We start from the raw sequence: 11,803 nt of genomic DNA, 5'->3' as shown, positions 1-11,803 counted from the left end.
TTGCGAATCTGAGCGCATCGCGAGCGCGCCTCGCGAACGCCCCTCTTGGCACTCCGTGCGCGCCCCTGGCACTCCGTGTGCGCCCTTCCTTACGCTCAGGCGGCCTTGGCCTTGCGGGTCCGGAACGGGACCTCAGCTGGCGTATCCAGCACGAGACGTCCGAATTCCCGCACGGCGAGCGTCTTGTCGCCCTTGCCCCACAGCAGTCTGAATTCCGCCTCCGGTAGCGGCGGCAGGCCATAGCGCCCGTCGATCACCACGATGCCGGGCTCCAGATCGTCATAGGTCAACGGCGTGATGGCGAGCCCGGCCATGACCGCCGCGCGAATGCCCGACTGGCTCGACGAGGTAAACGCGACGTGCCAGTCGACCGGCAAACCCTCGAGTGCCTCCACGGCCACCCGCCGGTTGACGCACGGCGCCGGGAAAAACGCCAGCGGCAACGACCCGCCTTCGCGCAACTCGAACGAATCGGCCGCGGCCCACACGAAACGGCTGCGCCGCAGCACGACGCCCTCCGCGTCACGCTGCGTTTCGGGGCGCGCGCACAGCACGACGGCCAGATCCAGTTCCTGCGCTTCGACCATCGCCTGCGAGTCGAGACTCATGCCCACGCTCACGTCGAGCCGCACGTTCGGGTAGGCGCGCGAAAACTGCGTCAGCAGCGCGGGGAGCCGCTCACCCATGAAAATATCCGGCGCACCGAAGCGCACGCTGCCCACGACCGGCGACGAACGAAAGCGGCGCGTCACTGCCTGCATGGCATCGAGAATCTGCAGCGCATAGCGCAGGAATTCCTCGCCGTCTTCGGTCAAGGTCAGACTTCGCGTCGTGCGATAGAGCAGCGGCCGCCCCACCTCTTCTTCGAGCCGCCGGATCTGATGGCTGATCGCCGGTTGCGTCAGGTTCAGGCGTCGTGCTGCCTTTGTGAAACCACCGGCTTCCGTGACGGCGACAAACGCGTTCAGCAAGGCAGGGTCGAGGTTCATGGCGCGGGATCAATGATTAGGCGGCTTAATGAATGGTAGTAAATTAAATCATTTCCGTCATCAAGCCGTGTGGCCGAAAATGAAATTACCCTCTCGCTTCCGGTCATCACGATGGATACCCTGCCCCGCGTTTCGAATCCCTTCACCTTGACGTTGCTGTTGAGCGCCGTGATTGCCGCGACGTATGGGTTCGGGGTCTACCTGTTCCCGGTCCTCCTGCCGCAGATGCAGCACACGATCGGTTTCGACTACGCGCAGGCCGGTTTCATCACGGCTGCGCGACAACTCGCCAATGTCGCCATGGCACTGCTGTCAGGCTTCGCCACCGCCCGGTTTGGGCCGGCCAGAATCGTGCTGCTTGCCACCTTGCTCTCGGCAGCCGGTCTCGCGTGTCTCGCCTTCGCCAGCCGCACCTGTCTGATGGGTGGCGTGCTGATCGCGCTCAACGCCTGTGCGGCGGCGACGTGGGTGCCGATGATGGTGCTGATCACACCGTTGATCGACCCGCGGCATCAGGCGAAAGCGATTGGCGTCATCTCCAGCGGTACCAACTACGGCGTCCTGCTGAACGGCTTGATGGTGCCTGCGTTGCTGGGTTGGTGGGGCTGGCGTTCGGTCTGGCTCGTCAGCGCGGCGCTGACGATGCTCCTTGTCGCGTTGATTGCGATCGTCTTTGCCCGCCTCGGCTGCCTGCGTCGACCGGTTGACCCATGGCGCGAGGCCGCACTGCCACGCGGCGGCGCCAGGGTTCGCCAGATGGTCGCGCGACGTTACCTGCTGGTGTATGCCATCGCGCTGCTGTGCGGATTGGCCGGTGTCCCGTTCATCACGTATTTCTCCGCTTATGCGCACGACGACCTGCATCTGGGTTTCGAGGTCGCCGCCCATGCGTGGGCACTCGTGGGTCTGGTCGGCGCGGTGAGCGGTCTGGCGCTCGGCATGCTCGGCGACAGGCGCACCCATCGTGATCACGCCTGTGGTCGCGCGGGCGCACCACCACGTGACGGCCTGCGCACCGCGCTCGTCTGCGCCGGCGTGCTGTTTCTCGGCGCGTCGCTGGTCGCCGCGTCGCATCCGGGCAGCTATGCACTCGCAGTCGCGGCAATCGCGTTCGGTGGCTCGTTTTTCCCGATCTTCGGCTTGCTGCATGCGTACGTGGCCAAGACCAGTGCGTCCAGGCTCGCCGCCATGGTGTGCGGCATCTGCGAAGCGGCGTTCGGTGTGGGCGGCGCGGTGGGCAATGTGCTGGGCGGGCTTTGCAAAGCCGCCTCCGGTTCGTTTGCGCCGGTCTACTGGCTGGCTACGGTAGCCGCCGTCGTGCTTGTCGGATCGACGTTTCTGGTGCCGGGCGTGCCGCATGCCTCGGCCGTGCGCCGGAGGCGTCTGGCGGACCTGCCTTCTGCGTGAAGGTTAGGCGAGCGGGCCTTCCTTGTCGTTGCGGCCCACCGCGACCGCAATCGCGCTGCCAACGATCAGCGCAATGCCCATCAGGGACATGGCCTGGATCGTCTCGCCCCATACGACATACCCGAACAACGACGCCCACACGATACTCGTGTAGTTGTACGGAGCAAGTTTTCCAGCATCCGCCCGGCGAAAAGCGGCCGTCATCAGAATCTGCCCGACAGTGCCGAAAGCGCCGAGAAATGCCATGGTCACGAGCGCACTGGCGGATGGCGTGCGCCAGCTGAAGACGAGCGTCAGGCCCGTCACACCCGTTCCCACCAGCGTAAAAAACAGGACCGTCGTCGACGAGTCGTCGGTGGACCGGATGCGCTTGATCTGCACGATCGATAACGCGCCGAAGAATGCGCTCAGCAGAAGCAACACCGGCCCCAGCCAGTTCGACTGAGCGCCGCCTGGGCGCACCACCAGCAGCACGCCGCAGAATCCGACCAGCGCCGCCACCACACCGTTTGCCGTCCACCGTTCCTTGAGGATCAGCGGCGCAAGCAGAATGACGATCAGCGTCTCCGAATACGCAAGAGCGACCGCTTCGCCCAACGGGACATAAGGCAAGCCGGCAAAGAACAGCCCTGAGGCGCCGAGCAGTGTCAGCGCGCGCAGGGTCTGTCGTTTGATATCGAGGTTGGCGAGGCGCTCGAACAAGGAGACACGTCCCCGGCAGCACATGGCGATGGCCGGCGCGAGGCCGAACAGCATGCGGAAAAAGGTCACTTCATTGGCGGGATATTGCAACGCGACCGTCTTCGCCAGGGCATCCACCACAGCAAAGCAGAACATGGCCGCGAGTATGCTGCCGATGCTGTTGAGAGGAAGCGCATTAGCGCGCGTAGCGCTGGTCGATGACATGGCTGTACGGTACGAAAATATGAAGAGAACCCGCATCATCGCACGGGTTCGGATATCACCGCGTCCGCGTTGCACCGTCACCGTATCGCTTCAGTAAAGCGGGAAAAATTGTGATTAACTGAACAATGACAATCGGCATTTCAAATGGCGTAGCGAGTCGACAAACCATAGGTGGTTAGCAATCCGACTTTCTTGCAAAAAGACCTGAATCCCGTTATCAGTGTGGATCGCATCACGTCACACACTGATAACGGATAACCCATGAAACACTCTCGCACCACTGCAACCCGTCTTACGGTAGCGGCTCTGACATTCGTGTGGACGGCCGCCGCATGCGCTCAGGACAACTTGCGGATGACCACGCCCCTTCCTCCGCAAATTCTGACGCCATCGACGGCTGAAACCCGCCTCGGCAAGCTAGAATTTATCGACGGGGTACCGACGCCGCAAACCGCGCAAATGGTCTACGACAACCTCGATTTTCAACGAGGCGTCGAGGCGTTTCTGAGCGGCATCCCCGGGGCCTCGCTGGTGGCGATGCGTACAGCACTGCGCAAGCTCGGGCCGGATAACGGCACCATCGCCATCTTCGAAACGCTGATGGATTCGAAGTCACTATTTCTGACCGCGAATACCGAGTCGATTTACTACTTTGGCTGGCTCGATCTGAAAAACGGTCCGGTGGTGGTGGAAGGTCCTCCGGCTGTGCTTGGTGTGATCGACGATTTCTGGTTCCGCTACGTGACGGACTACGGTATCGCGGGTCCCGACAAGGGCCGCGGCGGCAAGTATCTGGTGGTGCCGCCCGATTACAGCGGACCGCTGCCCACGGAGGGCTATCACATCGTCAAATCGCCGACCTACGGAAACTGGCTGGTAGGACGCGGCTTCCTGCAAAACGGCTCGGCCCGTCCTGCGACCGAAAGCATCAAGGCGCATCTGCGTGTCTATCCGTACGCGCAAAAGGACAACCCGCCGCCGACCCATTTCGTCAACATGTCCGACAAGGAGATGAACACGATCCACGCGAACGACGTCACGTTCTACGATGAAGTGAACGAGATCATCCAGGAAGAACCGGCGGGTGCATACGGCCCGGACATGACGGGGATTTTCCGCGCCATCGGCATCGAAAAGGGCAAGCCCTTTGCACCCGACGACCGGATGAAGAAGATCCTGATCGACGCGGCGGCCGTGGGCAACGCCACCGCGCGCACCATCGACTTTGCCAACCGCGAAAAAGAGGTGCTCATTTACCCGGACCGGCACTGGATCACACCGTTTATCGGCGGAAGTTATGAGTGGCTGGCCGACGGCGCGCGCAACTTCGACGCGCGCACCCTGTACTTTTACGCCGCCACCGTCGTCACGCCGGCCATGGCGGTCGCGATGCCCGGTATCGGATCGCAGTACGCTTCGTCGAACCGGGACAGCGAGGGCAAGCCATTCGACGGTGCGAAAAACTACGTCCTGCATGTTCCGCCAAACGTGCCGGTAAAAAACTTCTGGTCGATTGTCCTGTACGACACGCAAACCCGTTCGATGCTGCAGACGGATCAGCAATTCCCAAGCGTGTCGAGCGAAAAGAGCCTGAAGAAGAATAGCGACGGTTCGTACGATATCTATTTTGGTCCGCGGTCCCCCTCGGGACACGAGAGCAACTGGATTCAAACGATTCCGGGCAAGAGCTGGTTTATGATCTTCCGGCTGTATGGCCCCCTCGCGCCGTGGTTCGATAAAACCTGGAAGCTCGATGACGTCGCGGCGGCCGCGAATTCCTGAGGTTGTGAAAGCGCCGGCCGCAGAGTGTGCGCGGCCGGCGGGATTCATTGCCCTTCAGTTTCAGCTTCAGCTTCAACTCGAGCCTCAGCCAGACACCGGCTAGCGCATCCGGAATTCACCCGTCAGCTGTGCTAAGAGGCCGATATCTCCGCGGGTTTGAGAGCGAGACGCTGCTGGTTCGGCGAGCCGAGCAGGACGTCGAGCGGCATGGGCCTCGCGAAGAAATATCCCTGCGCCTGAGCGGCCCCCATCTCCCGCAACACGGCAAGCGTACCGGCATCTTCGACACCTTCCGCAACGAGCGTCAGCCCAAGCGATTCGGCCATGCGTACGATGGCTCTGACGATGGCCCGGCTGCGTGAACTCGTGGTGAGTTCGAGAATAAACGACTTGTCGATCTTCAGACCGCTGAAGCGGTACTGATGGACGTAGCTCAACGAAGAAAACCCCGCCCCGAAGTCATCGAGCACCACCGACATGCCGTTGTCCGCAAGACGCTGCATGGTGCTGCGTGCGAGATCCGGTTCCGCCACCAGCGCGCCCTCAGTCAATTCGAGACACACGCGCGACGGCAATACGCCATGCTTATGCAGCAAGGCGAGCACCTCGTCGGCAAACTCCGGCCGCGTGATACTGAAGCTCGAACAGTTCACGTGGACTGGCGGCCAGTCCGCACGCTGCGGGTCCGACAAAATGATGGCGACACGCGTGAGCATGTACTGGTCGAGGCGCCCGATCAAGCGCAAACCTTCGACGGCCGGCAGGAACTCGCCCGGACTGATAATGCGGCCATCGGGCTGCCGCCAGCGAATCAGCGCTTCGAGCGCCACCACGTCGCCCGTCGCTACATCCACAATCGGCTGGAAGAACGGCAGCAGTTCGTCTTGCCGTTTGAGCGCATTGCGCAGCGCACCCTCGCGCTCCACCTGATCCAGCACCTCGCGTCGCAACTCATGGTTGAACACCACGAAACTGTCGCGACCGGCGTTTTTCACGCGATACATGGCGATATCGGCGTCGCGCAGGAGATCGGTGGGTCGGCTGTGGTACTGACCATCGGCATTGACGATACCGATACTGCACGACGAGAACACCATATGTTCGTCGATATCGAACGGCAGATCGAACGCCTCCAGGATGCGCTCCGCGGTGGCGACGGCATCGCACAGCGACGCATTCGGCGAGAGAACCGCAAACTCGTCGCCGCCCAGCCGCGCCAGCAGATCGGTCGAGCGCATGCAGCCGCGCAGACGCGCCGCCGCCTGCACGAGAAGCAGGTCGCCGAAGTGATGACCCAGACTGTCATTGACGATCTTGAAGCGATCCAGATCGATGAACATGACCGTCAATTCGCGGCCTTCCTCGCGATATGCGCTCCACGCAGACTGCAACCGGTGCAACAGATGACTGCGGTTGGGCAGTCCCGTCAGGGCATCGTGCGAGTTCTCATGCACGAGGCGCGCGTTGGCGTTGTCCAGTTCGCGCGTGCGGATCTGCACCCGCGCTTCAAGCTCAGCGTTGGCCGCGTGCAATGCCTCGGCGGCGCGACGGCGCGATAGCGCGGTATCGATATGGCGCGACACGAATGTCAGCAGTTCCTGATCGCGCTGCGAATAGCGCACGAGCGGTGCATAGCTCTGGACCGCGAGCACCCCGCGCACATCATCGCCATCGAACAGCGGCACGCCGAGCCACGAGCACATTCGCACATCCCGCGTGGCCATGTCGATTTCGCCAGCGGCGATCAGCTGTAACGCGGTATCCGCATCGATCAGACACGGGCGGCGCTGCTTGATCACATATTCAGTCAGCCCGCGCCGATCGAGGCGCGGCAGCGGCGGCTCGTGCAGGTGTTCGTCGGCATAGTACGGAAACGAGACGATCCGCGTCTCCGTGTCGAACAGCGCGATATAGAAGTTGTGCGCGTCCAGCAACTCGCCGACGATGTGATGCAGGCTGCGAAAGAACTCGACCATGTCGCCAGGGCGGCTCGACAGCTCCGCAATCTGGAATAGCGTCGCCTGCAGGTGTTCGGCCCGCTCGCGCTCGGCAATGCCTTCACGCAACGCCTCGTTGACGCGCGACAGCTCGGAGGTGCGCCGCGCCACCTGCTCTTCGAGATCGGCGCGGTGGAGAATCCGGTCCAGCGCCATGGCCACGTGCCGCGCCACCACGAGGAACAGTTCGCGGTCCTCGGCGCTGTAGATCCGCGAGACGTCGTACACCTGCATCGCCAGCATGCCGAACACTTCGTCCGAGGCATTCTTGAGCGGCGCGCCCATCCAGAACTCGGGACAGTCGCCAATGGGATAAAAGACGCCCGCCTCCACGCCCGCGAAAATCATCGCCGCGTCGACGAACAACGGCTGCCCGGTGGTCAGCACCTGCGCCGTCATCGACGGACGCTCGGGGTCGAGAATGTCGAAGTTCTCCGCCTCGATGACGTCGGTGTCGATCACGTCGACATAGTACGGATAGGTAATCCTGCCGCTCTTGCGGTCGTACAGCGCGAGGTAGAAGTTCTCGGCGTCGATGATCGTACCGAGCCGCTCGTGCACCCGCCGCAAAAACTCCGCGCGATCCGGTACCGAACTCGCCAGGTAGGCAATCTCATACAGCACTCGCTGCGTGTTCTGGGCACGTGCGAGCGCATCGGTTTGCGCGCGCTCTCCCAGACTTCGGGCAAATTCCAGCAGGGACGCGTCACCGGCGAATTCGGCCGGCGCCACCAGCCAGCCGAGCACGCTTTCGCCACAGCCGGTCGGCCAGCTCAGCCAGCCGCGCCGCGAGCAGAGCTGGGCGAGCCCGTGTTGGGTCAGGTTTGGCGGCCACGCAAACGGCGCATGGCCTTGACCGGCGAGGTGCAATTGCTCACCGGCCCGGTACCAGGCCCAGGTCCCCGCCCATGGCTGGCCGCCGTCGCGCACTGCCTGCAATTGAGCTTCGATCGTCGGCGCGGCCAGCGCGGTGCTGTCGGCCGGGTTGGCGGGACTGGAAGCGTCAACCATGGGCAAGCGCCCGTTGGTCGTGCAATGCCAAACCGTTCGCCCTTGTCATGTCTCTGTCAGTGGTCTGCATTCTGCGAGGACGCGCGACCCGTCCGTTTATATGGATACGTTCACTGTGCTAACGGCACAAAAAGCCAAGGCTGAAGGGTGTGCATCAACCGAACCATCAGCCGGACGACAGGAGGCCCTGCGCGAAAGCTCCGGAAGAATAAAGCCTCGCACGGACAAAAGCAAAATCTCCAATAATCCGCGCGCCGCGCACGCTCACAAGCCAGGATTAAAGATTCCTTTCAAGGGGCCGATATCCCGACTCAATATCATGACCGGCACGCGGGGCACGTTTGACACATACGAAGTTGGCACCATCCATCGCCGCAATCACGACGGCGTTCTGCTTGTCCGGTTGCGTGACCACTGCGCCGACACCGGTCGCGGCGCGCTCCAGTCCACCGCCCGCGCGGGTCGCCGTGGTGGCGGGCAATCCGCCCGCGCCCCGGGCGCCGGTTGCCGTGAGACCGGTTATGGTGGAACAGGTCGTCCCGGAACCCAACGACGCCTACATCTCGGTTGCCGCCAAAAGCGATATCGTGTTCGTGGGCGGCGATACCTATATCTGGGTCACGGGATCGGACGGCCGACGCCATCGGCATTTTTACGGCCATGGAGACCGGCGCCTCGAAGTGGTTCGGCGCCGCGAGAATCTGCGTTCAGTGGCAGCGCCGCACCGGGGGCATCCGGCTACCCACGCCACGGCTTACCCGAGCGGCCACCCGCATAACGAGGCACATCGCCCGCAACCATTGCGGGTGAAGAGCGTGCCGCCGCACGCTCAGCCGGGTCATCCGGCTCATCCGGCTCAGCCACCCGTGGACCGCAAATTGAAACATGCCTGAGCGTGCCGGTTAGCGAAACGCGCTACAGCATCGACTTGCCCTGGTCGAGGATCTTGTCGCAGATCTGCTTGGTGAGTTGCTGCTTGACGCCGTCGCCGCCCAGGCTCAATTTCTGGCCGCTACCGGTGTCGAGGATGCCGCTCGCGCCATCGCTATAGCTGCTGTTCGAATTCGAGGCTCCGCCCGGCAGCTTGCTCATTAGCGAGTCCTTGACCGACGACGCACTGCTGCCGCCCAGGTAGTTATTCTTGATGCAGAACTGCAGCACGCCCGCGACGTTGCTGCTGCTGCTGGACGTGACCGAGCCGCCGGACAACGCGCTCCCGAGGTCGCCCAGACCCCCTGACGAACTGCCGCCCGTGAGGCCGCTCAAACCCGTCGCCGCACCGTTGCCGGAGTTCTGGTTGAGCAGGTTGCCAAGCTGGGCGTGCGATGCGGAAAACGGCACCGCCAGTCCGATAAACGTTGCCGCGGCAACGACGTAGCGCATGGGCCTTTTCATCGAATCCTCCGTTAGATGGCCGCTTCCCAGCACGGCTACTTCTGAATTGTCGTAATCAAACCGTGTTTGCGCAAGCGTGTTTTCGCAAGCGCATTTCACCCGCCTCCCACCGCAGTCCAGCTTTCCATCCATGCGAGCCAACGCTCGCCACGCCTCACGCGGCGAGCGGTCGCGTGCCGCTCTGCGCCCGCTAATTCTTCGCTCATTTTGCATCCGCACAATCCGTCCCATCACAGCTTGATTCGCACCTCGAATCACGCGTCACCCAAAGGGAACGATCATGCAAAACATCCAGGATTCAGCCTTTCGACCGTATATCGACGTCTTGCTCGATCAGCTGGAAAAGCACTCCGAGCGGGCCGTATTGCGCTATCTCGACCATGACGTGACGGGCAACACCTTGCGGCGTGCCATCTTTCGTTATGCACGGGCACTTGCGGCACTGGGCATCGGCCGCGGCGATCTGGTGGCACTGCTCGCACCCAATTGCCCGCATGCGCTGGCGATCCGCTACGCGGCCAACCTGATCGGCGCGGCGACGATGTTCCTGCCGGCGTCTGCCAGCGCTGAGCAACGCGCAGCGTTGCTGGCACGGGTGCGGCCCACGCTCCTCGTTCTCTTTCCTGAGACCGCTCACCTGATTCCCGACGCGGTCGACGGCCACGTGGTCTTTGTCGGCGTCGGCTTCGCGTCTTCGAGCCTCGACAGGCTCGCGCAAGCGCAATCGGATCTGCCGCTGCGCAGACTCGTGAGGCCGGATAACCTCGCGGTCGTCGTCTCATCGGGCGGCACGACGGGTCTGCCGAAATGCAGCCGGCGCTCCTTCGCGACGTATTCGACGATGATCGGTACACCGAACGATGAAAACCGCCGTCAGCTAGTCAACGGTCCCCTCGCCTACCTGTCGCAAGTGCTCGTCGATACCACGCTGGTCGGCGGCGGCACCGTGGTCCTGAAGCGTCGCTACGATCCCGCTGAAACGCTCGCGACGATCGAAGCCGAACGCATCACCGACCTGCTGCTGGTCGAACCGCAACTGTTCGAAACCATGGATCACCCGGATGTCGAGCGCCGCGATCTGTCGTCGCTGCGCTCGATCGCGCATGTTGGCGGCTCGGCGCCGGCGGTGTTGCGGCAACGTGCGATCGCGCGACTGGGTCCGGTGCTGACCCATCTGTACGGCGCGAGCGAAATCGGTCTCGTCAGCACGCTGACACCCGCCGCTTACGCGGCGAATCCGGACCTGCTGGATTGCGCGGGACATGTTCGCGCGGGCGTCGAAATCCGTTTGCGGCGCGCCGATGGAAGCCTGGCGCCCGCGGGCCAGTGCGGCACCATTGAAGTCAGATCGGCCGCCGTGGCGGACGGTTACTACCATCAACCGGTCGAGGAAGCACAGAAGTTTCAGGACGGCTGGTGCCTGACCGGCGATGCCGGCTTCATCGACGAGGCGGCCAATCTGCACATTGTCGGCCGCGCGGCCGATGTCGCGGAAATCGACGGCGTGGCGCTCGGCCCCACCCAGATCGAAGACGTCCTGTGCCATTTGCCTGAGGTTCGCTATGCGGTGGCGCTGGCGGCCAGTCACGCTGCGGGCGACTACGCGTGGAACGCGCTGGTCGAGCCGTGGATCGCCGGGCAGGTGGATCTGGCCCAATGCATGAAAAAGCTCAACGCCGCGTTCGGCCCCGTGATCGCCAGCCGGATCCGTCTGGTCGTGACGGATAGCGTGCCGCTGACCGAGCAGGGCAAAGCAGACCGCCACGCGATCGAGAAAATTCTTCAAGGTGACCGGCAGCCGACTCGCGCCGCGCGCCGTTCCGGTTTCACCGAGTCATCCCTGTCGATTTATTGAGGAGTAGAAAATGCGTCACTATCAATGCAACTCTCCGGAAGCCGCGGGCCGCATCCTCGCAGCCTGCCTGCTGACCGATGGACATCTGAGCGTCACGGAACTCGAGGCGCTCGACCGGTGCGGAATGGAACGACGGCTGCTGCTGAATCGACACCGTCTGCTCTCGATCGTGCAAACGCTGTACGAAGACATGACGCGCTGCGGATACCTCAGCTGGAGCGACATCTGCCAGCTCGATCCCGCGACGCTTGCGTCGCTCGCGGCCGATGTGCAGGACCGGCAACTGCGACGCGACATCATGGAGCTGTGCAACGAAGCCGTGATGGCAGACCCTGGCCATTGCGATCGCGAAGCCGCCTTCCTGAGACTGCTGCGCGACGCATGGCAACTTCCGGCCAGGCCGCACGCCAGATAACGGACGACGTCCTGCGCCACCGGCCATATAATCTGCAGAACGGCTG

Annotated in this window: 9 protein-coding genes; 5 read left to right on the top strand and 4 right to left on the bottom strand. The window is 63.0% G+C overall.

Annotation, left to right across the window (positions count from 1 at the left end; translation table 11 throughout):
- Positions 1-95 precede the first annotated feature (95 nt).
- Entirely contained in the window at positions 96-989 is an 894-nt protein-coding gene (locus P3T43_RS02370) for a LysR substrate-binding domain-containing protein (RefSeq protein WP_429279409.1), read from the bottom strand.
- Positions 990-1,100: 111 nt separating this feature from the next.
- Between P3T43_RS02370 and P3T43_RS02365 the strand changes: the two genes are divergently transcribed.
- Complete coding sequence (locus tag P3T43_RS02365) at positions 1,101-2,396, top strand: MFS transporter (protein WP_429279408.1); 1,296 nt, start codon at positions 1,101-1,103, stop codon at positions 2,394-2,396.
- Positions 2,397-2,399: 3 nt separating this feature from the next.
- Here the strand turns inward: P3T43_RS02365 and P3T43_RS02360 are convergent, their stop codons facing one another.
- Positions 2,400-3,302, bottom strand: coding sequence for a DMT family transporter (locus P3T43_RS02360; protein WP_429279407.1), 903 nt, complete (start codon positions 3,300-3,302; stop codon positions 2,400-2,402).
- A 261-nt stretch (positions 3,303-3,563) separates the two neighbouring features.
- Between P3T43_RS02360 and P3T43_RS02355 the strand changes: the two genes are divergently transcribed.
- Entirely contained in the window at positions 3,564-5,084 is a 1,521-nt protein-coding gene (locus tag P3T43_RS02355) for a DUF1254 domain-containing protein (protein WP_429279406.1), read from the top strand.
- Positions 5,085-5,215: 131 nt separating this feature from the next.
- Here P3T43_RS02355 and P3T43_RS02350 read toward each other — a convergent pair whose 3' ends face one another.
- Complete coding sequence (locus tag P3T43_RS02350; protein ID WP_429279405.1) at positions 5,216-8,092, bottom strand: bifunctional diguanylate cyclase/phosphodiesterase; 2,877 nt, start codon at positions 8,090-8,092, stop codon at positions 5,216-5,218.
- Positions 8,093-8,433: 341 nt separating this feature from the next.
- Here P3T43_RS02350 and P3T43_RS02345 point away from each other — a divergent pair, with 341 nt between their 5' ends.
- A complete protein-coding gene (locus tag P3T43_RS02345) occupies positions 8,434-8,985 on the top strand; it encodes a hypothetical protein (protein WP_429279404.1) in 552 nt (183 codons plus the stop codon).
- 22 nt (positions 8,986-9,007) lie between these two features.
- Here P3T43_RS02345 and P3T43_RS02340 read toward each other — a convergent pair whose 3' ends face one another.
- The gene (locus P3T43_RS02340) at positions 9,008-9,487 is read right to left on the bottom strand and encodes a DUF2501 domain-containing protein (protein WP_429279403.1); all 480 of its coding nucleotides are present in this window, start codon (positions 9,485-9,487) and stop codon (positions 9,008-9,010) included.
- Between the two features lie 280 nt (positions 9,488-9,767).
- Between P3T43_RS02340 and P3T43_RS02335 the strand changes: the two genes are divergently transcribed.
- Positions 9,768-11,342, top strand: coding sequence for a class I adenylate-forming enzyme family protein (locus P3T43_RS02335; RefSeq protein WP_429279402.1), 1,575 nt, complete (start codon positions 9,768-9,770; stop codon positions 11,340-11,342).
- Between the two features lie 10 nt (positions 11,343-11,352).
- Positions 11,353-11,757 (top strand): TerB family tellurite resistance protein, encoded by a 405-nt coding sequence (locus P3T43_RS02330; RefSeq protein WP_429279401.1) that lies wholly within the window; start codon positions 11,353-11,355, stop codon positions 11,755-11,757.
- Positions 11,758-11,803 lie beyond the last annotated feature (46 nt).

The organism is Paraburkholderia sp. GAS41, assembly GCF_050436545.1.
GTDB lineage: Bacteria > Pseudomonadota > Gammaproteobacteria > Burkholderiales > Burkholderiaceae > Paraburkholderia.
This window is presented reverse-complemented; position numbering and strand designations above follow the sequence as displayed.